A 22,284-nucleotide genomic window follows, 5' to 3' on the forward strand; every position below is an offset into this window, starting at 1 on the left:
GGTCCGAGGGCTGGGGCCGGGGGGACGCGGTCCGAGAAGGCTTCCTCCGGCGCCGGGATCGGCACCCTGGAGCTACTCGCCCTGGTCGCGCCGGACCTGCAGTTCGTTGACGCGTGTGCCTCCTCCCACGAGGGAGCAGGGCACACGCGTTCCACCAGGCTCCTGCGCATGAGCGGCGGGCACTCGCCTGAAGGCGCAGTGGGTTGGCGTCGTCCGCGGCCGCGACGTCGACGCCGAGGCTCGGCTCGGTACGGCACGGCGCCGGCTCCGGCTCCGGCCGGGGCGTGTGGGCCGGGCCGCCGCTCGGCTGGGCGTTGCGGGTCTGGCGGCAGCCGGTCGCTCCCCCTGGACCGGTCCGGGTCGCGTTCGGGGGCGGGGGCGTTGTGGTCGGTCGCCGTCCGGCCTGGGGTAGAGCTCAGTTACCCGCCACGCGCACAGGAGAGTTCACAGCGCGCGGACCGGACAACTTCTCCGGGTGACCTGCCTGTTGACAGAACAGGAAGGAACGGTCCGCTGTCCGCGCGGCACACGGCGTCGCGGGTGGTTGTCAGTGCCGGGTGGGACCATCGTCTGCGTGGACATCGCGGGGCGGGAGCGGTCGTGGCGGTTGAGTGGGAGCGGATCGGACAACCGGCATTCGACCGGATCGTCGAGGCCGTGGTGCACCGCGTGTACGACGCGGCCTCGCGGGTGGAGGCGGTCAACGGACGTGGCGGGGACGACGGGATCGACATCAAGGTCTCCCATGGTTCCCGAATACGGGTGTTCCAGCTGAAGTACTACCCGGACGGATTCCCGACCACGTCGCACAAGGGGCGGCGAGGGTCGATCAAGGCGTCGTTCACGCGGGCCATGAGGGGTGCGCCGCAGGAGTGGGTGCTGGTGGTGCCCTGTGTGCTGACGCCGACGGAGCAGGCGTTCGTGCGGTCGCTGGCGGACGGGCTGGCGGTCGAGGTGGAGGTGGAGGTGTGGGACCGGGCGACGCTGGATGATCTGCTGGCGGTCCACGCGGACCTGGAGGCGTCGTTCACCCGGGATCAGCTGTTCGAGGCAGCGAAGGTGTACGGGCAGGAGCGGGCGCTGCTCATGGGCGGTGTGGACGATGTGAGCGCCCGGGTGCGGGCGCTGGGCGGTCAGGCCGACGGACTGGACGACCACTGGACCATCGACTCCGCGCGGCAGGGCGACACGGTGGTGCACACGCTGCGGGGCAAGCACCCGCGGGCCCATGAGGTCTCGCCCGTCATGTTCACTCTGACCGGGATCGGCCCCCTGGCGCCGGAGCAGTCCGAGGCGGTGCGGCACAGCCTGGGGTACGGGCTGGACGAGAAGGTGGTGCTGCCGCGCGGGGCGGTGGAGAAGGTGACGGTCACCGGGCCGGAGTTCCTGGGCAGGGAACTGGAGAACGCCGAGGTGCGGTGGGGTCCGGCGAAAGCGGACCAGCCCGCCGGGGTGGAGGCCGACCTGGTGTTCCTGGACGGCGATCAGATCACCGCCTCCTATCCCGGCACGCTGAAGCACCTGGGGCTCGGCAGCGTCGGCCGGTCGGTGCGGATGGAGCTGGCGGGCGGCCGACTTCAGCTGCTGATGCCTGAGAATCCGCAGGCCGCGGCGTCGTTGACGTTCTCGTTCTCGCTGGAGGGGCTGGAGCCGGCGGCCGCCCTGCGGGTGCTGCGCCTGCACCAGCGTATGGCGGCCGGGGGAACCTTCGAGGTGCGTACGGGCGCGGGCGCCGTCGGCGGTGGCGAGATCCCGCCCTCGGCCGAGGCGGTGTACCGCGATTTCGCACAGCTGCAGCTGTTTCTCGAGGATCTGGAGGTGGTGCAGCGCCACAGCGAGCAGTACTTCCCTGTCCCCGACGAACTCACCCGCGAAGAGCGGATCATGGTGCGCGTCGCGCGTCTCCTCGCCGACGGGCACTGTGTGGTCTGCCCCTTCCTGCCGGAAGTGCGTCTCACCCTCAACGGCCGGGACACCCCCACCGCGCGCGCCCTGCTCGGTGGCGAGGTGCAGCCCCTGCATCTGCCGTGCGGGGCGTTCCCCGTGCAAATCGCCGGGCGGCGCCTGGAGCTCGGCCCGGTGTTCGTCTCCCACCCTGAGGTCGCCGTCGCAGCGGACAGCCGCGGGCAGACTCTGGCCGCGCTCACCGCCGGACGCGGTGACGGCGTGGAGGTCGGTGTGCGGCCCGTCGGCGGCGGGCGGTTCCGGCTGGTTCTGCAACGCTCCCCGAGCGGCTCCGGGATGACTCCCGTGCCGCTGGGACTGCCCGGCTTCCGTGAACCACACTGACCCGTACGGCAGACAGGGTGCTGCCTGCGCCCGTCCGCCGCGCTCCAGCCCTCGCCGGGCCGCCCTGCGGACGGCGGCGGGGTTCCTCACTCGGTGAAGGACCTCAGCCCTCCGGCTCGCGCGGGACGGTACGGGAGAAGAACTCGTTCGCGGTCTGGCCGTCGAGTTCCCCGTTCGTGGTTGCGGACCGCCGCAGCGCTTCGCCCGTCACCTGAGCGGGGATGCCGAGCTGCTTGTCTGCCTCGCCCATGATCTCGCCGACGTACCACTGGGCCGAGGTCGGGAAGTGCTGGATAAACCAGCTGAGCATCTTCGCCAGGGGAACCGACAGGATGAGGTCGAAGGCCTTGAGCTGGCCGCCCCGGCGCTCGCTGACGCGCAGCGAGGTGGCGAAGTCCTCCAGGACGGCGTGGCGGATGGTCGGCCCCAGGGCGTCGGTCGGGATGATGCGCCTGAGGCTGTCGGCGACCTCGAAGGCCAGTTGGTCGGCCACCTCCCGCACGCTCGGTTCGTTGCGATGGCGCAGGCCCCACCGCTTGCGGATGTCGGGCCGCTTCCACAGGAAGCTGAAGAAGGTCTCGCTGAAGCGGTCTCGGATCTGGGCCGCTCCCGGGGCGAGTCGGTGCCGGTCGCCGGCCAACATGGCGTCCTTCAGCCCGTCGGAGGAGCGGTGCCGGGCTTCCGCCCAGTCCTCAGCGACCGGGCGTGACCACTGGGCCCGTCCGCCGACGGTCGCCTGGGGAAGCGGCACGTCGTTCTCGCCCCGGGAGATGTAACCCCGCAGTGTGGAGGCCGTGATGCCGCCCAGTGCGGCCATCTCGGGCACGCCGAGCAGCCGGTCCCCGGTGAGTTCGGGACTGGCCAGGTCGACGACGCACTTCTCCAGCGGCAGGGGATCGTCCTGTTTCTGGTGGTGCTGCGCCCACCGGGTCAGGTGATCGAGCCAGTCCTTGGGCGCCGCGGTGGCCGGGTCGAACGTGGCGACCTTGTGCACGGGTGCGCGGTCCGGGTGGGCGCGGCCGTCGAGCATGTCGTTGGCGTGGACGGTGGCCGTGGCGCGTGCCGTGTGGCGTGCGTAGTCCTCGGTGACCGGGTCCCAGATCTGTCCGGGCCGGTACCAGGCGTCGCCGTCCCACCAGTAGCCGCCGGCCCGGAACAGCAGCGGCGCCCCCGACCAGTAGGTGTGCAGGCTGGCAGTGTCCTCGTCGCGCAGCAGGAGCACGGTGCGCCCGTGCTCGGGGTGGTAGCGGACGGCCCAGCCCAGGTGGTGGGCGATCGGGTCGGTGGTGAAGGCCAGCCAGCCCCCCTCGCGGGAGGTGTCGCACCGGCCCCACATGCCTTCGCCCTTGTTCCGGCCGACTGCCTCGATGGCGTCGGGGCCGTCATCGAGCGGCAGATGTGAGTCGTCGACGAACGGCAGACCGGGCACCGGGTGGTCCGTCCGCAGCCCGTTGGCGAGCGGACGAATGTCGTAGACCAAGGACTTCCCCTTCTCCACTTAGTGCTGTAGTCATCTACAACACTTTCGATGCCCATTGGTACACCACTTGCAAACACGTCGGCACAGCGATTTCAAGTCAACGTTGCGCAGAAGGCGTTGGGGCAGCCTCCGAGCCATGCCGGAGGATCAGAGCACTGCCGTGCAGCCGTTGCCCCATGACTCCCTCCCGCCTCCACCTGCTCCGCTCGGGGCGGGCGGGGCAGGCGCGCAGTATGGGTGGCGCCGGCCGGGACCGTGGACGGGGTGCCGGCATGTCAGTGCTTTCTGATGAACTGGCTGCTGTGGGGCCGAGGTCCTGTCTACGGGACGCAGGGGGTAGGTGCGTGGACGTTGAGGCGTTCTTCAGCAGCGGGGACGGTTGGGCCATGCCGTGGGTACTCAATGTCGAGCTGATCGAGTCGCTGCGGTTCGGGCCTGCGGCCAGCCGTACCGACCTGGAAGTCGCCATCGCGCTGACCCGGCTGCTGCACGGCGACTTCGTCTCCCACGGCACTGACGGCAAGGGCAGACACCTGGATGACGAAAACGTCCCCGTCGTGATCAAGGCCCACCGCGCCGTCCTGGAACGCCTCGCCCTGAAGCCGCCCACCTGGCCGTTTCGGACTTTCGACGGGCCGCGCGGCTTCGGCACCTACTGGCGCGACAACGACATGCAAGGGAGCTGGCAGGCCCGCCGGGACTGCATCGAGCAGATCCTCGGCCCGACCCGCAACGCGCTGGAGGACCTGCAAGAGCTGGAGTACGAACGTCGCTTCTCCAAGGGCCCGTCGGGCGCCTTCAAGAACCTGATCTTCGCCGCCGACGGCGCGAAACCTCAGATCGTGCTGCGCGACGCGGTGAACAACGACGTGGAGATCGTCCGCCACGCCGACACCTGCCTGGTGTTCACCGATCCCCTGCCGCCGCACGGTCTCACCTGGCGGCAGATGGTCGCCTGGTGGACGAACAACCACCACCCGGACGCCGACGAGAAGAGTGCCGCCGACGCCCTCTACCGGCGTCTGTACCGGTCACTGGATTCACCGCCCGAACAACTCCTCATGATCACGTACTGTGCTCGCTATGCCGAGGAAGGCGGCTTCGACCTGCCCGCGCTGATCCCCCAGGTCTACCTCCACTACGACCCCTACACACGGCGCAGCGGCAAGCAGTCCGGGGCGCTGTACCGGCAGAGGATGGACTTCCTGCTCCTGGCACCGGACCGCTCGCGCATCGTCATCGAGGTCGACGGGGTTCAACACTACGGCCGCCCCAACCCGCCCGACGAGCAAGGGCGGGTCACCCATACCGCCGCCCCGCAGCTGTATGCGGATATGGCCGCCGAGGACCGCCGGCTGAGGCTGTCCGGATACGAGATCTACCGCTTCGGCGGCTGGGAACTGACCAGCCCGGGCGGTGAACAAGTCCTGACGGACTTCTTCATCGAACTCCTCGCCCGGCATCAGAAGCCGACCCTGTGACCGTCGTCCCGAGACACGAAAGGCCGAGCCAGCGCCCGGCGAGTTCGCCGGGAGGGGTCGGGTGACGAGAGGACCTCGGCCGGAGGCGGCGCGGACTTTCGCTGGGGTGGGCCGGTGGCCGGGGCCGCGGGCAGGAGCTGGCGGGCTGGGCTTGAGCCGTGCAGGGCGCGGTGCCCTCAAGCGGCTCGGGGGGTCAGCCGCTTCCACGAACCGGTGTAGGCAGTGCCGCACCCGGTGCAGTGGGCAAGGTAGAGGGCGGAAGCGGGGGTGTGGGCGGGCGAGGGCACGACCGGGTGAGTGGTGCCCTCGATGACGGTGGCAGGGCGGGCCACGGGGGCAGACAGGTGCAGGTCGGCGGAGCGGTCTCGGGGCGGCCGGTCATGCGGACTCCGGGGCGGCCGGGGGGCGGGAGCGGCAGCCGTCGGGGGCGCGGCCGATCTGGCGGGCGACAGTCTGGATCTCGCTGCTCGCGTAGGCGGTGCGCATGCCGGAGGGGGTCATGCCGTCGGCCTGGGCGAGGAGTTCGAACTTGTAGGGGCGGTCTCCGTGGAACTCCCGTCCGTAGGCAAGAAGGTGGCGCATCTCGCGGTCGGCGGCCTCGCGGGCGGCGCGGGCGTTGCCGAGGGCGGAGGCAGAGGGTCTTCGCGCTGGTCGTCGTGCTGCGCTTCCAGGGCGAAAGCGTAGTCGGCGCGGGCCTGTTCGGCCTCCGCGAGAGCGTCGGGGTAGCACTCCTCCGGCGTGACGTCACCGGGCTGCGGCAGTCGTCATCACTGCCATCGCTGCGGTGACCGTCCTCGAGCGCCCGGTGGCCGCCGCGCTCGCCCTGGCCGCCTGTCTCCTCGTGGTGCCCGGCCGGGCCCCGCGGGCCGGCCCGTCGACCGGGATCCGCGAGCTGGCCGCACTGCGCGGCATGAAGAGCGACAAGACCTTCCCGCGCATCGCCCGCAAGGCGGGCCAGGAGGGACGGCCCGTCCGCGAGCGCACCCTGCGCTGGACGCTGGACGGCCAGCTGCCCACCCTCTACACCTTCCTCGCGTTCGCCCGGGGTGCCAGCGCCGGCGAAGAGGAGGCCGAGCGCATCTGGGCCGCAGCCGAACGCGCCGCCGCCCCCCCGCCCGGCCCCGGCCCGTGCCGGGCCGGATCAGCTCAGGCACGATCCTGCCAGCCCCGTGACCAGCACAAACCCGTCCACCCGAACCACGCACTACAAAGAAAATCCCACGCCGATCACTACATCCCGAGACGATCACTGAACTTGCACCTCAGAAGCCCTGCAGCATTCAAAGCCCTACGGAAGCCCCAGCTCAGAGGCACACCACACCACAGAAAGAAATCCTGAAACGATCACTAGAACCCCAGATCAACACGTCACGGCCTCTAGTGATCATTAACGGATTTGTCACTGTGGTCGCTGATCGAGCCGTTGCTGCCTGAGCCGGGTCCGAAGCTGGTGGAGGGCCGGCCGCGGATACCGGACCGTCAGGCGTTGTGCGGGATCCTGTTCGTCCTGCACACCGGCATCCAGTGGGAGTACCTGCCCCAAGAGCTGGGCTTCGGTTCGGGCATGACGTGCTGGCGGCGGCTGGCCGCGTGGAACGAGGCCGGCGTGTGGGACGAACTGCACCTGGTGCTGCTGAAGAAGCTGCGGGCCGCGAAGAAGCTGGACTGGTCGCGGGCGGTGATCGACTCCTCGCACGTGCGGGCCGCTCGGCGCGGCCCAAAAGCGGGCCCAGCCCGGTCGACCGCGCACGGCCGGGCAGCAAGCACCACATCCTCACCGACGCCCAGGGCATCCCGCTCGCGGTGTCCCTGACCGGCGGCAACCGCAACGACGTCACGCAGTTGCTGCCCCTGCTGGACAAGGTTCCGGCCGTGGCCGGCGTCGTCGGCCGCCCCAGACACCGACCCGACGCACTCCTCGCCGACCGCGGCTACGACCACGACAAATACCGCCGCCTGCTCTGGGCCCGCGGTATCCGCCCGGTCATCGCCGAACGAGGCCAACCGCACGGCTCCGGCCTGGGCATCTTCCGGTACGTCGTCGAGAGAACGATCGCCTGGCTGCACGGCTTCCGCCGCCTGCGCATCCGCTGGGAACGACGCGACGACATCCACGAAGCCTTCCTCGGCCTCGCCACCTGCCTCATCACCCACCGCCACGTCCAACGCCTTTGTTAGGACCTCTTAGTGGCGGGCCCGGTGATGCCGTGAGGCCCGGAACGGCTGCCGCTGCGGTCCAGGTCGTCTTCTTCGGCGGTAGGGCTGCCTCGGGCCCTGTGCTGCCTCTACGGCACCATGCCCCTCATGGACCCCGGCGGCAGCCTCACGAAGAGAACAGACGTCGTCAGCTGCGCCACCTGGATCTAGCACCACCAGCCGGATGCCATGCCGAGCGCGTCGGCGCTTGCGCGGGTACCCAGCCAGGCTCCTGCCCGCTCAGTGTGTCGGGTAGCCCTCGGCCCGGGCCGGGTCACTGCGTTGCAGGCCGGGCTCGTCTGGCAGGGCGTGCACTGCGGGGTGAGGGTGGCTCAGAACCGTTGGTGGTGGATGGGGCAGAAGTTGAGGCCGTGGCAGGTGCGGTATGGGCTCCTCCGGCTGCTGGGCCGGAGGCGCCCATACGCCTGTGTCAGATGGAGTCGATCTCCCAGGCGATCACGCCGGTCGATCCTTGGGTGGCGTCGACGTCGATGTGGATCTGCTTGCCCGCGGTGATCCGCTGCCGGACCACGGACTGATCACAAGGCACCTCAGCCGGTGTACCGGCACCGGTCGGCTTAAAACTCTGCCCTCGGCCGCCATCGCCTGCCCGATCGCCTCGGCCACCGCCCGCACGGACGACGTCCGCACCAGCTGTGCTCCCGCCGGCAACGTCACACCGGTCACCGCACCGCCCTCCCCGACGGCAGGACCGCGGACGCCGCCGCCGGCGCGGGGTGCGGCGGCCGTGCCGCAGCCGCCTTCGCCGCGCCGTCCTCACGCGGCCCGGCCAAGGCGAGGTCAGCCAGCGCCTGCCGTGTCCGCTGCTCCTCCCGCTTCCGCCGCACCGCCGCACGGTCCGGCAGGACTCTTCCGGCCTCCAGATCCCGGCGCACCACCCGATACGGCGACGCCAGCGAGGGCGCCTCGCCCCCGGCATCCTTCAGGTGCCGGTGCAGCACCGCCACGTTGCCGCCCGCCTGCAGCAAGTGCCTCCCACGCCTGCTCGGGCAACTCCGGCCGGGCCCGCGGCCTGCGCTCCACGCGGCCCTCCGTCCGCGCCGCCTCCAGCCAGCGCCACACCGTCCGCGCATTCACCCCACCGACCTGGGCGCCCGCCCGCACATGCGCCGTCGTCAGGGCCCCGCCGGCATCGAGCTCCAGCAGCCGCGCCACCAGTACCGGCCTGGCCACCCTCAACCCCACCGTGACCTCACCCCACCCGCCGGCTCCCCCACCCCCACACCCTTCCACCCGCGGACACCGACACCGACCACCGTGCCGCCGTACAGCCGCCGAAGGATCAGAAGTGCCGTTCCCATGACAGCGGAGCGGAGCGGGGTGTACCGCCCCATGACAGCCGCGACGGCACCAGACACCGCCCTATGGCAGTGACTCCCTCATGCTCAACACCCCAACAGCACCGAGAACACCCGGGCTTGACATGCCGTTACTGACACCAACCCACTGACACCAAAGCGGCACATCGCACCACGCTGAAGAGATCGCGGTCGACGGCGAGACGGAGCCTGTGGTCGTCAAACTGGGCGTATGGATATCGAACACCCGCGCGAGGCGGGACAAGCTCACTCAGGAACAGCTGGACGCGCTGAGGGAGCTCGGCATGGAATGGGCGTGAACAGCCTGTCCGGCATGGTCTTTCTCGCCGTACACACAGGGCCGGCCGCCCTACCCTTCGATGGCTTGATGAGGACATGATGGGAGGGGGTGGTCAGGTGATCGAGACCGTGTTGCGCAGTGAGGACTTACCGGTAGCCGATCGGTTCGCGTGGTGGCGGGAGATGACGTCACAGGCGCTCACGCCCACGGAGATCACCAGCGACCACGCCGGCGACTTCCGCGCCTGCTTCCGGCTGCTGGACCTTGGGGCTGCTCAGGTGTTGGTGCTGTCCTATCCGTCATTGCGCTCGCGTCGCACGTCGGCGCTGGTGCGTCGCTCCGATCCCGAGCTGTACCACCTGGCCCTGACGCTGAGAGGGCGGCAGAGCATTTCCCGTTGCCGGCGTGACACGTCAGTGGGGGTCGGGGATCTGCTGCTGTACGACAGCTCGCACCCGAGCGACGCCTCGGCCTTCCCCGACGACGGCGGTCAGGTCGAGGGGATCGTCGTGAGCGTGCCCCGTACGGCGGTTCCTCTGTCAACGGCGAAGGTGGACCGCCTCCTCGGGGCGCCGTTGCCGGGCGGCAGCGGTATGGGGGCCCTCCTTTCACAGTTCCTGATGCGCCTGGCACCTGAGTCCGGCTCCTGCCGGCCGCAGGACGCCGTACGTCTGGGCGGGCTCACCGTGGACCTGATCACCGCGTTCCTCGCGCACCACACGGACACCGAAGACGGCGTTCCACCCCAGAGCCGCCGGCAGGCGCTGCTGGCCGGTATCCACTCCTTCATCGAACGCAACCTGGGCGACCCCCAGTTGTCGCCCGGCGCAGTCGCGGCCTCCCACCACATCTCCGTGCGGTACCTGCACCGGCTGTTCCAGGCGCAGGGCGTCACCGTCAGCGCGTGGATCCGGCAGCGGCGCCTGGAGGGCTGCCGCCGGGACCTCGCCGATCTGCACCTGTCCGACAAACCCATCGGCTTCCTGGCCGCACGCTGGGGCTTTGTCCACGCTTCCGAATTCACCCGCGCATTCCGCAGGGCCTACGGCATCCCGCCGAGCACGTATCGGCAAGAGGTACTCCACGGCAAACAGTGCACCGCCCGCCGACTCCGGGCATCCAGGGGACCTGGCGATCTGATGCCCAGATAGCAGAAAATACCGCAGCCTGCAGGCCTGTGTGAATTCGACTGTCTGGTCACGCATTTGACAGTCGGTTGATTTGGGGTGATTGGGGCGCCTGCGGGCGTCCCTGAACGGGGCTGCGGAAACTGGGGCCCTCAGCAGAGAGGACTGCCGGGTCAATGATCTGGACGGCGTTTTCGACGGAACACCTGTCGGGAATCGAACGATTCAACCACTGGGAAGCAATGATCTCCCAGGCCCACTTTCGCACCACGATGGCCAGCGATCACCTGGATGACTTCCTCGCCAGCTCCCAGGCACTGAGCCTGGGCGACATCCAGACCTTCGCGCAAAGCTACCCGCCCATGCATGCGCGCCGGACCCCGGCGATGATCCGGCAAGGTGATCCGGAGGTGTTCCAGCTGTGGCTCACCGTCCGTGGGGAGGTCGGGCTCAGCCAATCGGGCCGGCACGTCGACGTCGGCGAGGGCGATCTGGTGCTCTACGACTCCTCCCGGCCCTGCCAGGCCCAAACCGCCGCCCATGACCGCCCCGACGTCTCCTCACTGATCGTGCAGATACCCCGGGACAGACTGCCCCTGCACTCCAACACCCTCGACCGGCTCACCCTGACCCGCATCCAGGGACAGACAGGCATCGGCGCACTGTTCCGCCACTACCTCACCGACCTGATGAACCACGCGCCACAGTACGAAGAATGTGACGCGCCCCGCCTGGCAGGCGTCACCCTGGACCTGCTCAGCGCCATGCTCGCCCAGGCCGCCCGGACCGAGAACCTCCTGCCACCCGAAACACAGCACACCGTCCTGCGCACACGGGTCAACGCTTTCATCCAGCAACACCTGGCCGATCCTGACCTCACACCGGCTGCCATCGCAGCCGCCCACCAGATCTCCGTCCGCTACCTCCACCGGCTCTACCAGGGCGAGGCGACGACGATCGCCGACGGCATACGCCGCAGCAGACTGAACCGCATCCACCGCGATCTGGCCGACCCCCGCCTCGACGCCCGGTCGATCAGCGCGATCGCCGCACGCTGGGGCTTCCCGGAGCCCACATCTTTCAGCCGCGCCTTCAAAACGCTGTACGGCACCACCCCCCGCGACCACCGCCACCAGACCCAGCACCGCAAGGCGCAGGACGTGCGCTGAGTGCCAACAGCCGTGCGCAGAATGCCAACAACACCACGAACACATCCAGCACAATCTCTATTCATACCGCCCCGTTCAATCGCGGGGAGACAGCCACGGATCTGAGAGGGAGGCAGTGACAGTTGCGCCGGCCTCAGTTCCGGCCGATACAGGCCACACCATCTGGCCGTCGGCACGATCGGCGCACTGAAAGCCGTCTGCACACCGTCCGCAACCGCTGACCATCACGCCCTTGCCGCCACGCCTGTGGCCCCTGGGCATCCCGCCCGAAGGGCGAGGACAGCATTGAGGGCTCATGGCCAGCCCGCTCCAGATTCTCACGTCCACGACCAAGGGGAATTCATGCGCAAAACGCTCCGAATTGTGACCGCAACGCTCGGCACTGCTGTCTCGACCGCGAGTTTGATGCTGATGCCGACCGAAGCGGTGGCGGCCCCACCATGCACACATCCGAGCCACACCAACAACAGTTCCTCGTACGGCTACGTGCTCGTCGACGCACTCGCCCGCCGCAGCGGCCCCTCCACATCCTGTGGCGCCTACGGCTACGCGAACAACAACGCGAAGATCTACTTCCACTGCTACGTCGTCGGCGAGTCGATCGACGGCGACCCCAACTGGATATGGGGACGGATCGAGGGCACCCAGCAGGAGGGCTGGTTCAGCATGAAGTACCTCAACAACCGGGGCGTCTTCATCAACCACTGCTAACGGGAACGTCGCCCTTTGCCGTGCACCCTGGGGACGAAACCAACTGCTGGGCGGCTTGGGCACGCTCCATCCATACACGGTGGAGCCCGGCTACGACGCCGCCCCGCTCAAGGCCCGGGTCCGCCGGGAAAAGGGCAGGTTCCGGGACAGGACACGGGAGCAGCAGTCGACGTGGGAGAGGCCGACCAGCCAGGATCCGGGCAGTGCCGGGTCGAAGACCGGGCTGGTCACGTGGTCCGGCTGCCGGGAGAGGCCGACTACGGCGCCGTCGGCGGCCGCGCCGACGGCGAGGCTGACGTCGATGCCGACCAGGTAGCGGTGCATGAACTCGGCATCGGACAGCGGACACCAACACCCACCACGGTGCAGCCGCGCAGCCACCGAAGGATCAGAAGTGCCGTTCCCATGACAGCGGAACAGGGCAGGGTGTACCGCCCCATGACAGCCACGCCCGCCGCACACACCACCCCATGTCAGTGACCCAATCCCCCAAACACGCAAGCCACCAGCACAAACACACCAACCTTACATGCCGTCACTGACGCCCACCCACTGACACCAAACCGGCACATCGCACCCTGCGGGCCGGGGAGCTGGAGCCGCGGCGCAAGGAACTGCTGGACGCCCCCGAGGCCGGAATGGTCTGGGAACCGGGCGAGGAAGCCTCAAAGACCAAGCTGGCAGCGCTTCGGTCGTACCGGCGGGCTACGGGGCACTTGGCCCCGCGTCAGGACACTGTCTGGGGCGAGGGCGAGGGCGAGGCGATGATGCCGGCCGGGCAGCATCTGTCCACTCTCCGGCGGAAGGGCGGTCCCGGGAAGGACGCCGAGCGGGCGGCGGAGCGCGCGGAGCAGCCGGCGGCGGTCGACCCGGACCGGGACTGCCCATGGCCGCCGGACCGGCAGCGCCACTACCGCGTACTCGCCGACCCTCGTCCGACGCCGACGGCATCTTGCCCGGCATCGCACCCGGCGTACTGATGGACGGCGATGACACCGGGCGGTGGCTGGAGCGGCAGAAGCAGCCGGGCACCTGGGCGCAGCTGCCCGCCGAGCAGCAGGAGCGGCTGTCCCAGCCGGGCGTACAGCCGCTTGAGGCGCCGCCTCCCGCCCCGGCGGCCACGCGTACGGCGAAGGGCCCGAGCAAGGCGGAACAGCCGTTCCGGCGGGGCCTGGCGGCTCTCGCGCAGTGGGTCGAACGGGAAGGCGCGGACCGGCCGGTGCCGCGCGGGCGCAGCGAGCAGACCGTGGCCGACGGCGAGGCGGAGCCGGTGGCCGTGAAGCCGGGCGCATGGAATTCAAACACCCGGGCGAGGCGGGACAAGCTCACCTCCGAACAGCAGGCCGCGCTGCGGGAGATGGGCATGCAGTGGGCGAAGGCAGCAGTGCCGGCCCCGCCCAGCCCGGCATCGGGACGTGGACGCCGCCGGAGCCGATGCCGGCCACCCCCGCGTCCGTGCCCGATCTGCGGCCCGGCAGTGCCGCGGAGCCGAAGCGGGACGGCTTCCGGGCGTCACTCTCCGTCCACGCGGGCCGGGTGATGCTGCGCTCGAGGCGCGGCACCGACATGGCGGCCTCATGTCCGGAGGTCGCGGCCGGGGCCGCACAGCTGCCGGACGCGACCGCGCTGGACGGGGTTATGTGACCTGTGGGGGTGTCTCAGCCCCAAGGTGTCTCAGGCGGCGCAGCTCCCGTAGACGAGACGTGACGGGCGTCGCGGCCGCGTGCCGCAGCGGCCGCTCAGAGGTGGCCGTCCAGGAACTTCCGTACCTCGGCGATGGTCATAGGCCCCGTGCCGTGCGCCACCGCCTCTCCCTCCTTCAGCAGGACGCAGGACGGGGCTGCGGTGATCCCGTATCGCACGGTCGCAGCCGGACAACGCGTGATGTCGGCGCGGACGGCCGTCAGACGGCCCGCGTAGTCGTCGGCGACGCCACCCACGACGAGGTCCATCACCCGGCAGGGCTCGATAGCCTTGGGCCACGTCCCGGTGAAGTATGCGAGGACCGGAACTCCGCTCATCCCGACGATAAAACTGAACTCCGCGTCCTCACGGGGCCGGTGAACCCGCTGCGCCATACAAGCTCCTGACCTCACATTCCGTCATTCCACCCCCACCATCCCCCGCACGGTATGCCAGACCGGCCGCCCGGTCGGCCCTCCGATAGACCCGCCGGAAAGGAACCACGGGCCCGCCGCAGAACCACAGTGACCCCCGACGCAAGCGGCCCAGCCCCCCAGCTGACGGCACCAAGAACGAGACACGATCCCTGGACCCCTCGCAGACACAGCCGCGGACGTCTCAGGCCGCGGCCGTCGGGTTCGCCGATTCGGCGGCGCGGCGGTATTCGGCGTTGATGCGCTGGGCTTCTTCGAGCTGGTCTTCGAGGATGATGATGCGGCAGGCGGCCTCGATGGGGGTGCCCTGGTCGACGAGTTCCCGGGCGCGGGCGGCGATGCGCAGCTGGTAGCGGGAGTAGCGGCGGTGGCCGCCCTCGGATCGGAGCGGGGTGATGAGGCGGGCTTCTCCGATGGCACGGAGGAAGCCCTGGGTGGTGCCGAGCATTTCGGCGGCCCGGCCCATCGTGTAGGCGGGGTAGTCGTCGTCGTCAAGACGGCCGAAGGTGTCGTCTGCTGCCACTTGCACCTCTCTGTTCAACGCGAACGTGTTGAGGGGCCCTGGTGCCGTATGGCACCAGGGCCCCGAAGGAACTGTTACACCATCTGCCGGCCCTGGTACTGCGCCGGCCTACTGTGTCCGCGCCAGCTCACGGGGGATGAGGGCGGGTGCGGGGATCGCGGTTGCTTGACCGGAGACCACCTCACTATCGATGTCCTGCGGTACCCGGGCTCAGGCTTCGGCCCGGGCGATCCTGATGGCGTCTGGCTCCTCCGTTCTTCCCTCTGGGATCAATCACTTGCCACGCGGGGACTGCGTCCTGCTGGTGATGCGAACTGCTCGGTGGCCTGTGACAGCGCCACTCTTCGGCAGCCAGCCCCGTCGCCCGTTCTGCGTCTGCTCTGGCTCAGAACCCCACTGCCGAACTTCCCGGTACGCGCGCCCGCAGCCGGCGCCTTCACCGAGGTGCTGCTCACTGACTTCACTGCTGGGTACTGCGAACTGCTCTGACAGGTACTGCCACCGCGTCAGCCGCGGTCCTGCTCGCGGCGGCCCCTGATCACTGCGGGCCACCCGGTCCGGCCGTCAGTCCCGTCGCCGTCCTGCAACAACCCTGGCTTCGCAACTCCACCACCGCACCGTCCTGCGCACTGCAACTACGTGTACTGCCGGCCGGCAGTTCGTCTCTGCCAGACCCCGTTGATCTCCGCTACGAGAGAAACCATAACCACGCCACAGACCGATGTCTACTCCGGCCAGAATAGATTTTCGCGCGTATGGCGGCACGGTAGTCGACCTCGAACGGCGATGGAAAACGAGGCCGTCACCGGCGGGTTAACGGACCGCAAGCGGGGCACAAGCCCCGGGCAGGCAGGACCGGGCATGACGATCCAGAGACCAGGGTGACCTGATGGACACGATGAGCTGCGACGTCGAAGCCGTCCGCTCCGCGACATCCGTCGCCGGTGCACGCGAGAGCGCCCGGGATTTCCTCGAAGGACTCGGGCGGCCGCCGATGACGGCCGAGGCCGCCGACACGGTGGTCCTGGTCGTCTCGGAGCTCGTCACCAACGCCGTGCGCCACGGCGGCGGCACCTGCACCCTGGACCTGACCGCACACCCGGACAGCATCGAGGTGGCCGTACATGACCGCAGTCCGCGGGCTCCGCGCATGCGCACCCCCGACCTGAACGACGGCACCGGAGGATTCGGCTGGCCCATGGTCAACCGCCTCGCGCACACCACATCGGTCACCCGCGAGGCGGCCGGCGGCAAGACCGTCAGCGCCCTCCTCACCCCCTAGCGCCAACACGCGGGCGCCGAACCGGGGCCGGATCCAGTGGACCGCCTGCTGTGACCGGGCCGGCCAGCCGTGTGCGCCTGTGAGGGCGCGGTGACAGTCAGGCCGACACGCGTCGAATGCTGCTTGCGGCGCCCGGTGCGCCCGTCGCATCAAGGGAGTGCCGGCAGGGCCGGAAACCGTGACATCGAACTCGGCCTGACGTGCGTCTCGTGTCATCGAACGGGTGCGGGAAGCGACCCAGTGGTGTGCCGTCACGGCCCCGAATCGGATGGAACGGTCAGAGTCGGGCAGAAGAATCAGATGGCTGATCTTTCACAGTTGCTGCAGCAGGGCATGCGCCGCCGTCACCTGAACGCGCAGGCACTCGCCGCGCGCACCGGTATCCGTGCCCCCCGCATCCGCGTCTTCGCCCAGGACGGCGCCCACGGCCCCGTCCATCCCACGCAAGCGGAGCTGACCGAACTCGCCGCTGCCCTGGACCTGCCCCTGCATGAGGTCCTCGATGCCGCCCATACCCCCCAGGCGGCACAGTCGGCCTGACCCCGTCCGGCGCGGGGCGCGTCAGACGTCGGCGCCGGTCCTGAGCGCCGGCAGCAGCGGTGTGAGCCAGCCCGGGGCGGGAAGCCGCTGGTCATGACAGTGAGGGCAGATCTACGCACCGCGGACCGCTCGCTGACCAGAACGGCGATCTCGTGGGACTCGCCCTGGGCCCGGCGGGTTCTGCCGGCCGTGGAGGAATCTGCCGAGCACACCAAGCTGTGGTGGTCAGCGGCCGTGGTCATGGCCGCCGCCGGGAGATGGCGCGGCCGGACGGCCGCCGCCGCGGGACTGGGCGCGATGGCGGTGGCACAGGTGCTGTCCAACGGGGTCGCCAAACAGCTGTACCAGCGGCGCCGCCCGCCACCGGAATGGGTCCCGGCACAGGACCTCGAGGACCGCCCGGACAGCTCCTCCTTTCCGTCCGGCCACACAGCCGCCGCGTTCGCCTTCACCGGTGCCGTCGCACCCGTGTGGCCGGCCGCAGGCGCCCTGTGCGCGGTGCCCGCGGTGATGGTGGCCGCGGAACGGGTGCACAGCGGTGCCCACTACCCCTCCGACGTGGCCGCCGGCGGCGTGATCGGCTTGGCCGCGGCCGCCCTGGCACGGGCCGCGCCGCGCCTGCTGTGGCGGCATGTAGCGTGACACGACACCGGGATTTCGTGGCGGCGCCACGGAGCCTACGTCGCGAGGATGCGAGGCGGACTTGGCAGCGACGGTCGTGGAAAGCCGGTAGGAGCGCTGGCTGTTACTGGGGGCGGCGTCCGGTGATGTCCCCGCCGGGGTCGTCGGGCAGGGCGATGCGGGCGGTGATGCGTTTGCCCACCGGCTCCCGCTGGACCTCGAAGCCCTGCGCGACAGCCATGACGATCTCCAAACCGTGCTGCCCCACCCTGCCCGCATCGGCGGCCCGGGCCACCGGCAGCACAGGGTCGCTGTCCCACACGACCACTTCCACCACGTCGCCGCAGACGCGCAGCTCCATCAGCACCGGCCCGGGAGCGTACTTGCGGGCGTTGGTGACCAGCTCGCTGACCACCAGCTGAGTCAGGTCAATCGCCCGTGCGGACACCGGCAGGCCGTACTCACGCTGGACGCGGGTGAGGAAGTCCCTCGCACGGTGGCGCGCCTCGGCGATGCAGGATCCGTCTCCGTCCAGAGCGACGGTGTCCTGTATCAGAGGGGCGCCAGGCATCACGCTGTCCTCACCATCGGAGACTGATTCCGCCGGGTCCACCCTGTTTCCCCCGTTCACCCGCCTGCGGTTACCCCGCACGCTTCCTCGCATGCCCCGTGAGCCCGGTTACGTAGAGGGCCGAACAGATGTTCACCGTAATATCGGGGCAGGCTGCCAACGCACGTCGTGCCGGGGCCTGAGTCCCCATCAGCGAGCGCAGTCGAGGAAACGTGACAGACACCCACGGAGCAGCCCGGCCCGGCCTGTCGATCGACCACACCACCGTCGACGACATCCGGGTGGTCATCCTGCGCGGCGAGATCGACCACGCCGTCACACACGAGCTCACCGAGGCCTTGCTGCCCAACTCCAGCGCCACACCGCCGGGAACCGTGGTGGACCTCAGCGGCGTGACCTTCATGGACTCCAGCGGCATCAACGCCCTCATCGCCACCCACCAGGCCATGAGCGACGCGCAGGGATGGCTGCGTATCGCCCGCGCCCAGAACCCGGTACTGCGGGTCCTTCAGCTCGTCGGCCTGGACCAGGTCATCCCCTGCCATCCCACCGTCGAACAGGCCCTGGCCCCCTGACCCACGCCGTGTCCGGTCACGGCGCCCTACGCCGGCCTGAGCACCGCTGCACGGCCGCGTCCAGCTCCCGACCCACCGGCTCGGGCAGCAGCTGCCCCAGCGCCCAGGCGATTACCGTCTCAGCCACGGTGTGCAGTTTGGTGTTGGTGTGCTGGGAGACCTCACGCAGCACCTCGAACCCGGCTGCCGGCGGGAGCTGGTAGATCGCGAGAAGGACACCGATGGCCTGGTCCACCGTCACGTGGGAGTCGACGGCGTGCCGCAGCTGCGCGTTCTCCTGCTCCAGTCGGGCCTTCGTGGCGTCGTCACGTGTGCCCTCGGGCGAAAGCCGCGGCGCGCGGGAGGTCGTCATGCTGGTCTCCATACAGGGGCAAGGCGTTCCGTACGCCTGCCCCCTACCGCGACAGCAAGACCACCCTCATTGCGCCGCGAAGATCACACAGGATGAGAGGCCCTTCGCCGGCCTGGCGACGGCGAAGAGCTCCAAGGGCTGTTTGCCCAACCCCTGTTCTGCCGGGTGGCCACCGCGTCCGCGCTCAGCCACAACGCCAGCAGTCCACACCCCGTCGTGGTGACGATCGACACGATGGTGACAACAACCGTTGCCGAGTCCACGCAGGTCTCCCTCTCCGTCGGGACGTACGCACAGCAGGCCCGTCATGAGCTAAGAGCCCACAGGCGCCTTCAGCGAGAGATTGAGGCAGGTCACCTCGCCCAGGACGACACGGCCCGACCCGGCCGGGCAGCTTGCCTGCCCGGCCGTCGCGCGCGGCCCGCCGTCGCGCGCGAGGAACACCAGCGGCGCCCGATCCCCTCGCCCGCTGCCCGGGGCCTGCCCCACCCACCCACTTCTCTTTTCTTCTTGCTGTGGGGCGTGGACTCGGGGGCGTAGAGGGGATGTCGGCCTCCCGACCACGGCAGGGTCAGCGTGGTGACCTGCGGATTCGCGGGCACGCGCGGCGGAGGGTGTGGCTGGTTGTCGGCGGGGATGTGGGCCTGGTCCACGGAGGCGTTGGCGCTTCGTGACCGTGGTCGGGCCTTCGTGGTCGGGGCTCTGGTCGTGGCCGGCTGCTGCTGTGACCGGTACGCGTGGTACCCGCTGGGTTGATCCACACCTGCGCGCCATTCACTCTGCGGGGCAGTGTGGCGTCGTCGATGGTGTTCCTCGAACCGCCGCATCAGCTGTTGCGGGTCTGCCCTTGCCACCGGTCTGCGACGGCGTCAGCCACTCCCCGACAACAGGATCGGCCGTGGGCTCGTGAACCGCGCTGGTCGAGACGCAGCAGTTCTAGCGCCGCGATGGGCGGCGCCAGAACTGTGAGCGAGTCCCGCGGCAACGGGTGCTGCGCTGTCTCCGGATGACTGGTTTGCCCGCAGTACTTCGGAGAAGAGCCCGCTGCGCCCTGAGACCTTGCAGCTAGGCACGCATAAAGATCAGGCATGTGTGGCTTCCAGGTCAAGAGTGAGACGCCAGTGCGGCAACGGCGAGCTTCGTTTCCGTCTTGACCTGCCGGGATGACTGTTCGGCTGTGTCCGAAAGCGGTAGGGGATCGTGAGACGCCGGCGCGGATTTTTACTCTCTGTCATCAATCGGGGTGATGAAAGGTGGGACACAACTGCGGAAATCAGCCGCCCAGATGGCACCTGAGCAGGGAAAATGCGATAGCCGCGACTGTAAGGGGGCAAGACCCACACAGGGACGAATCTGCGGATTGGTTCGATTCGGGGTTAGTGATGAGGGCCGGGATGCTGCAACATCACTAATCACCCAGGCGGCGGCAACCGCCTGACGCAGTGCAAGTGAGCCCGCAGTACATCCAGTTGAGCCCCCTACTCGTGCGAAAACAGTTAGGTAGAGAGTTGAACAATCTTTCGTGTGGCACGTCGCATCATCTGACCGTGCCGGAGGCCGGTGTCCTCGTCGTGATCATCATCGTCGCCGCCGCTCTGGCCGTTGCAGGTCTGCCGGCCCTCAGTGTGTTCGTTCTGATGGCTGAAGCTGTCTCGCTCGGCATCCGTTTGTTGGTGCGGCTGCGGCGCAGGGTCTCCGGGCACACCCGGGCCGCGGAGGCCTGACCGTCCGATGGCGCGCCGCGAGAACTCGATCCCACCGTGTAGCAGATCATTACTGGCCCTTGTGACCTGGCTGCGTTCCGGTCGGGATGAGGCCGCTCTGACTTACGAGGAGCTCGCCACACGCACCGAGTACAGCGCGGACACTCTCGCGCGCGCCGCCTCCGGACGCAGCGTGCCGCAGAAGCTTGCCGTGGTCCTTGCCTACGCCAAGGCCTGCGGACGGAACGCGAAGGAGGCCGAACGGCTGTGGAAGCAGGCCCGGCGGGATGAGGCCCGCGCCCAGGGCGTGTTCAGCGGCCATCGCAGCGGGGTGCACATCAGCGTTGTCAAGGACTTCGCTGATCTGCACTCCGCCATCGTCGACCTCTATCAGGACGACGGCAGTCCGCCCTTGCGTACTCTGGACGCCCGCCTGGGCGGTTTGGGACGCCTTCCGCACAGCACGGTCGGCCGGGTCCTCAAAGGAAGCTCGACGCCCAGCCGGTCGTTCGTGGCGGCCTTCGCCGAGGCCTGCAACGTCCGCAAGGCCGATTTGCCCGAATGGACAAAGGCATGGGACCGGGCCGACGCTGACCGCCGCAGCAGCCGGATACGGTCCCGCAAGCCCGGCCAGGCCCAGCGACGGCTGACGGTCCACGACCGCATCACACCACGTGACCTGCAGTTGCTGATGAGCGAACTGGAGTCGTCCGCACGCAAGGAGCCAGCGCTCAAGCTCCTGATCCACGTACCCGATCCGGCCAGCGGTGAGGTGCCCGCCTCAGCGCGGATGAGCCGGGAGCTCCTCGTCGACCAGGCGCAGCGCCGCGGAGAGCTCGCCTGTCCGCAGTGCCGCCGGCCATCGTTCGGATATCACGACGCGCGCGGATGGACATCGGAACTGTGCGCCAGCTGCGCGCACCCCTCCCTCGACCAGGGGGCGGCGCTGCGGGGCGCGGTACCGGCTGCCACCGACCGTCTTCCTGAGACGAGGCAGGTACTGCGCGGGCCCGCCATTGCCCCTTCGGACATGTCCGCCAAAGACACACCCACGCTGTCTCTGCGCATGCCCGCTCCGGCAAGGCGGCCTCCCCTGCCGAAACGCACCAGCCGGACGTGGCCTGCGCCCAATTCGCCCTCGTCGGCGCCACCGCTCGGCGCGGACTCCATGACCACCCTGAACGAAGCGCCGACTGCGCGCCCCAGTGCCACGGCTCACCCATCAGCCGCCTCGAGCCGCGCTGATCTCAGCCCGCTTCTGCGGCGGTCGCCGCCGCGCCCCGCCTCCTTTCCGGACGGCGGCCCCTCGGACTGGTTCGCTGGGCGAAAGACCGTTTCGGCCAGGCCCGAGACTGTGCTGACCACCCGTATCCGCATCAACATTCCCGCGGCGCGACCCATTCAGCCTGCTTCCGCGGGTACATCCACCCGGCTCACCACCGACCGGCCCGTCCCGGACACGCAACCCAAGGCCGCACCCACGAATGAAGACGTCCAGAGGGGAACCGAACCCCGCACCGGGGCCCCGGAAGGCAGCTTCTGACACCCCACCAGCTCGTAGGGAGCCGGTCGTGAAGACGTGGACCGCGACGCGGCAGAGCACCCGGGCACCCGGCTGTGCACGCTGTGCGGGCCGCCCAGAAGCTGACACCTCTGCTGCGCGGCTTCGACCACATCACCGACTCCGCCCCCAACAACTCCTGATCCTTGCCGTCGCATTGTTGCCTGGCCCTGGCGCGGCGGCCTCGCCCGACGCGCAACCGGCTGAGCGCGCCCCGATCCCCGGGGCCGCCGCGCCGCCCATCCCGCCCTCCCTCATCCTCAACTCCAACCAGGGCATGGGCGAAGGGGGTCGCAACGGGGATGTCAGCGGCCCGACCACGCCGTACGCCCGTGGTGACCTGGGCGGACTCCGGGGCGCTGTGGA

At 69.4% G+C, this 22,284-nt stretch carries 20 protein-coding genes and 3 pseudogenes; 15 read left to right on the plus strand and 8 right to left on the minus strand.

All coding sequences use genetic code 11. From position 1 onward, the window contains the following. Window positions 1–600: 600 nt before the first annotated feature. Complete coding sequence (locus AB0H86_RS06685) at window positions 601–2,289, plus strand: hypothetical protein (RefSeq protein ID WP_362433833.1); 1,689 nt, start codon at window positions 601–603, stop codon at window positions 2,287–2,289. A gap of 103 nt (window positions 2,290–2,392) precedes the next feature. On the opposite strand, the gene AB0H86_RS06690 is transcribed toward AB0H86_RS06685, so the two are convergent. Beyond that, window positions 2,393–3,769, minus strand: a complete 1,377-nt coding sequence (locus AB0H86_RS06690; RefSeq protein WP_362433835.1) for a hypothetical protein — start codon at window positions 3,767–3,769, stop codon at window positions 2,393–2,395. Between the two features lie 386 nt (window positions 3,770–4,155). Between AB0H86_RS06690 and AB0H86_RS06695 the strand changes: the two genes are divergently transcribed. Then, window positions 4,156–5,250 (plus strand): hypothetical protein, encoded by a 1,095-nt coding sequence (locus AB0H86_RS06695; protein ID WP_362433838.1) that lies wholly within the window; start codon window positions 4,156–4,158, stop codon window positions 5,248–5,250. A gap of 378 nt (window positions 5,251–5,628) precedes the next feature. Here the strand turns inward: AB0H86_RS06695 and AB0H86_RS06700 are convergent, their stop codons facing one another. After that, on the minus strand, window positions 5,629–5,832 hold the full coding sequence (locus AB0H86_RS06700; protein ID WP_362433840.1) for a hypothetical protein: 204 nt from the start codon (window positions 5,830–5,832) through the stop codon (window positions 5,629–5,631). Between the two features lie 202 nt (window positions 5,833–6,034). Between AB0H86_RS06700 and AB0H86_RS06705 the strand changes: the two genes are divergently transcribed. Next, entirely contained in the window at window positions 6,035–6,589 is a 555-nt protein-coding gene (locus AB0H86_RS06705; RefSeq protein WP_362433842.1) for a hypothetical protein, read from the plus strand. A gap of 57 nt (window positions 6,590–6,646) precedes the next feature. Next, window positions 6,647–7,428 (plus strand): IS5 family transposase gene (locus AB0H86_RS06710; RefSeq protein WP_362433845.1). Its coding sequence is split into 2 segments (ribosomal slippage): window positions 6,647–6,971 and window positions 6,971–7,428, totalling 783 coding nucleotides; the frame shifts between segments, so codons are not numbered across the junction. Window positions 7,429–8,129: 701 nt separating this feature from the next. Here AB0H86_RS06710 and AB0H86_RS06715 read toward each other — a convergent pair. Continuing rightward, on the minus strand, window positions 8,130–8,435 hold the full coding sequence (locus tag AB0H86_RS06715) for a hypothetical protein (protein ID WP_362433847.1): 306 nt from the start codon (window positions 8,433–8,435) through the stop codon (window positions 8,130–8,132). A gap of 503 nt (window positions 8,436–8,938) precedes the next feature. Between AB0H86_RS06715 and AB0H86_RS06720 the strand changes: the two are divergent. The 4 genes and pseudogenes from AB0H86_RS06720 to AB0H86_RS06735 all read left to right on the plus strand — a co-directional run. Next, window positions 8,939–9,085 (plus strand): annotated as a pseudogene (locus AB0H86_RS06720) (helicase associated domain-containing protein); the annotation flags it as partial. A 163-nt stretch (window positions 9,086–9,248) separates the two neighbouring features. Next, window positions 9,249–10,217, plus strand: a complete 969-nt coding sequence (locus tag AB0H86_RS06725) for a helix-turn-helix domain-containing protein (RefSeq protein WP_362433849.1) — start codon at window positions 9,249–9,251, stop codon at window positions 10,215–10,217. 152 nt (window positions 10,218–10,369) lie between these two features. Continuing rightward, window positions 10,370–11,362, plus strand: a complete 993-nt coding sequence (locus AB0H86_RS06730; protein ID WP_362433851.1) for a helix-turn-helix domain-containing protein — start codon at window positions 10,370–10,372, stop codon at window positions 11,360–11,362. 411 nt (window positions 11,363–11,773) lie between these two features. Then, the gene (locus AB0H86_RS06735) at window positions 11,774–12,073 is read left to right on the plus strand and encodes a hypothetical protein (protein WP_362433853.1); all 300 of its coding nucleotides are present in this window, start codon (window positions 11,774–11,776) and stop codon (window positions 12,071–12,073) included. 165 nt (window positions 12,074–12,238) lie between these two features. Here AB0H86_RS06735 and AB0H86_RS06740 read toward each other — a convergent pair. Beyond that, a pseudogene (locus AB0H86_RS06740) lies at window positions 12,239–12,418 on the minus strand (hypothetical protein); the annotation flags it as partial. Between the two features lie 233 nt (window positions 12,419–12,651). Here AB0H86_RS06740 and AB0H86_RS06745 point away from each other — a divergent pair. Further along, a pseudogene (locus AB0H86_RS06745) lies at window positions 12,652–13,613 on the plus strand (helicase associated domain-containing protein); the annotation flags it as partial. Window positions 13,614–13,812: 199 nt separating this feature from the next. On the opposite strand, the gene AB0H86_RS06750 reads toward AB0H86_RS06745, so the two are convergent. Both AB0H86_RS06750 and AB0H86_RS06755 read right to left on the minus strand, forming a co-directional pair. Next, entirely contained in the window at window positions 13,813–14,151 is a 339-nt protein-coding gene (locus tag AB0H86_RS06750) for a thioredoxin domain-containing protein (RefSeq protein WP_362433856.1), read from the minus strand. A 223-nt stretch (window positions 14,152–14,374) separates the two neighbouring features. Then, entirely contained in the window at window positions 14,375–14,713 is a 339-nt protein-coding gene (locus tag AB0H86_RS06755) for a MerR family transcriptional regulator (RefSeq protein WP_362433857.1), read from the minus strand. 889 nt (window positions 14,714–15,602) lie between these two features. Here AB0H86_RS06755 and AB0H86_RS06760 point away from each other — a divergent pair. The 3 genes from AB0H86_RS06760 (at window position 15,603) to AB0H86_RS06770 (ending at window position 17,177) form a co-directional block, all read left to right on the plus strand. After that, the gene (locus AB0H86_RS06760; RefSeq protein WP_362433860.1) at window positions 15,603–15,995 is read left to right on the plus strand and encodes an ATP-binding protein; all 393 of its coding nucleotides are present in this window, start codon (window positions 15,603–15,605) and stop codon (window positions 15,993–15,995) included. Window positions 15,996–16,295: 300 nt separating this feature from the next. Continuing rightward, window positions 16,296–16,535: an XRE family transcriptional regulator gene (locus AB0H86_RS06765; protein ID WP_362433862.1), complete on the plus strand. Its 240-nt coding sequence runs from the start codon at window positions 16,296–16,298 to the stop codon at window positions 16,533–16,535. Between the two features lie 93 nt (window positions 16,536–16,628). Continuing rightward, window positions 16,629–17,177, plus strand: coding sequence for a phosphatase PAP2 family protein (locus tag AB0H86_RS06770; RefSeq protein ID WP_362433864.1), 549 nt, complete (start codon window positions 16,629–16,631; stop codon window positions 17,175–17,177). 103 nt (window positions 17,178–17,280) lie between these two features. Here AB0H86_RS06770 and AB0H86_RS06775 read toward each other — a convergent pair whose 3' ends face one another. Next, window positions 17,281–17,727, minus strand: coding sequence for an ATP-binding protein (locus AB0H86_RS06775; protein ID WP_362433866.1), 447 nt, complete (start codon window positions 17,725–17,727; stop codon window positions 17,281–17,283). A gap of 212 nt (window positions 17,728–17,939) precedes the next feature. On the opposite strand from AB0H86_RS06775, the gene AB0H86_RS06780 reads away from it, so the two are divergent. Beyond that, a complete protein-coding gene (locus AB0H86_RS06780) occupies window positions 17,940–18,302 on the plus strand; it encodes an STAS domain-containing protein (RefSeq protein WP_362433868.1) in 363 nt (120 codons plus the stop codon). Between the two features lie 16 nt (window positions 18,303–18,318). Here AB0H86_RS06780 and AB0H86_RS06785 read toward each other — a convergent pair whose 3' ends face one another. Then, window positions 18,319–18,654, minus strand: a complete 336-nt coding sequence (locus AB0H86_RS06785; RefSeq protein WP_362433871.1) for an ANTAR domain-containing protein — start codon at window positions 18,652–18,654, stop codon at window positions 18,319–18,321. Window positions 18,655–20,201: 1,547 nt separating this feature from the next. Between AB0H86_RS06785 and AB0H86_RS06790 the strand changes: the two genes are divergently transcribed. Beyond that, window positions 20,202–20,378 carry a hypothetical protein gene (locus tag AB0H86_RS06790; protein WP_362433873.1) on the plus strand — a complete coding sequence of 59 codons (177 nt, stop codon included), beginning with the start codon at window positions 20,202–20,204 and terminating at the stop codon, window positions 20,376–20,378. A 61-nt stretch (window positions 20,379–20,439) separates the two neighbouring features. Then, window positions 20,440–21,900, plus strand: coding sequence for a helix-turn-helix transcriptional regulator (locus tag AB0H86_RS06795; RefSeq protein WP_362433875.1), 1,461 nt, complete (start codon window positions 20,440–20,442; stop codon window positions 21,898–21,900). Window positions 21,901–22,284: the final 384 nt, after the last annotated feature.

The organism is Streptomyces sp. NPDC050997 (genome assembly GCF_040660135.1).
Classification (GTDB): Bacteria; Actinomycetota; Actinomycetes; order Streptomycetales; family Streptomycetaceae; genus Streptomyces.

What these genes read in the sequence shown, in the direction of transcription:
- AB0H86_RS06695 (WP_362433838.1), top strand. Translation starts at nt 4,156, where the DNA reads ATGCCGTGGGTACTCAATGTCGAGCTGATCGAGTCGCTGCGGTTCGGG.
- AB0H86_RS06700 (WP_362433840.1), bottom strand. Translation starts at nt 5,832, where the DNA reads ATGCGCCACCTTCTTGCCTACGGACGGGAGTTCCACGGAGACCGCCCC.
- AB0H86_RS06725 (WP_362433849.1), top strand. Translation starts at nt 9,249, where the DNA reads ATGACGTCACAGGCGCTCACGCCCACGGAGATCACCAGCGACCACGCC.
- AB0H86_RS06730 (WP_362433851.1), top strand. Translation starts at nt 10,370, where the DNA reads ATGATCTGGACGGCGTTTTCGACGGAACACCTGTCGGGAATCGAACGA.
- AB0H86_RS06735 (WP_362433853.1), top strand. Translation starts at nt 11,774, where the DNA reads ATGCCGACCGAAGCGGTGGCGGCCCCACCATGCACACATCCGAGCCAC.
- AB0H86_RS06750 (WP_362433856.1), bottom strand. Translation starts at nt 14,151, where the DNA reads ATGGCGCAGCGGGTTCACCGGCCCCGTGAGGACGCGGAGTTCAGTTTT.
- AB0H86_RS06760 (WP_362433860.1), top strand. Translation starts at nt 15,603, where the DNA reads ATGGACACGATGAGCTGCGACGTCGAAGCCGTCCGCTCCGCGACATCC.
- AB0H86_RS06765 (WP_362433862.1), top strand. Translation starts at nt 16,296, where the DNA reads ATGGCTGATCTTTCACAGTTGCTGCAGCAGGGCATGCGCCGCCGTCAC.
- AB0H86_RS06770 (WP_362433864.1), top strand. Translation starts at nt 16,629, where the DNA reads ATGACAGTGAGGGCAGATCTACGCACCGCGGACCGCTCGCTGACCAGA.
- AB0H86_RS06775 (WP_362433866.1), bottom strand. Translation starts at nt 17,727, where the DNA reads ATGCCTGGCGCCCCTCTGATACAGGACACCGTCGCTCTGGACGGAGAC.
- AB0H86_RS06785 (WP_362433871.1), bottom strand. Translation starts at nt 18,654, where the DNA reads ATGACGACCTCCCGCGCGCCGCGGCTTTCGCCCGAGGGCACACGTGAC.